Source organism: Paracoccus sp. S4493, assembly GCF_000967735.1.
Lineage (GTDB): Bacteria > Pseudomonadota > Alphaproteobacteria > Rhodobacterales > Rhodobacteraceae > Paracoccus > Paracoccus marcusii.
The window spans coordinates 1-467 of record NZ_JXYF01000425.1 but is presented as its reverse complement, the minus strand read 5'-3'; the positions used below and the strand labels follow the sequence as shown (position 1 = coordinate 467).

The 467-nt window shown below is 71.9% G+C and carries 1 protein-coding gene; it reads right to left on the bottom strand.

The features are described from left to right. On the bottom strand, window positions 1-467 hold a 467-nt coding region (locus tag TW83_RS18225), incomplete at both ends, for an FGGY-family carbohydrate kinase (RefSeq protein ID WP_045984201.1).

Genomic DNA, 467 nt, shown 5'->3' with positions numbered 1-467 from the left:
GGCGCAGGCCGTAACCCAGCCCGCAGACCCCCGCGACATACAGCGAGATCAGGGATGCCAGGTCCGTGTCCATCCCCTGGCCGCTGACGATGGCGCGGGCATGGGGGTCGGCAAAGGGCGCACGGTTGCCCAGGAATTCGGGCACCACATGCAGGTGGGCCGCCTGCCGCACGGCGTCGGGCGCGGCCTGGTCCGCCAGCCATTCGGGCAGGGACCGGCCCTGCGCGCGGGCAGCATCGGTCGCCTGGTCGTGGGCGGGATGCAGGCGCAGCAGGTGGTCGATGGCCGCGCCCGCGACCGACTCCCCGCCCTCGTTCAGCCACATGCCCGGCACCATGGCCGAGAAATAGGGCCCCCAGACACCCGGCACGAAGGCCGGGTTCCGCGTCGTGGTCATGGTGCAGGACGATGTGCCGAACACATAGCCCACCGTGTCGACCGGATCGCCCATCGCGGCGACGGTGCCG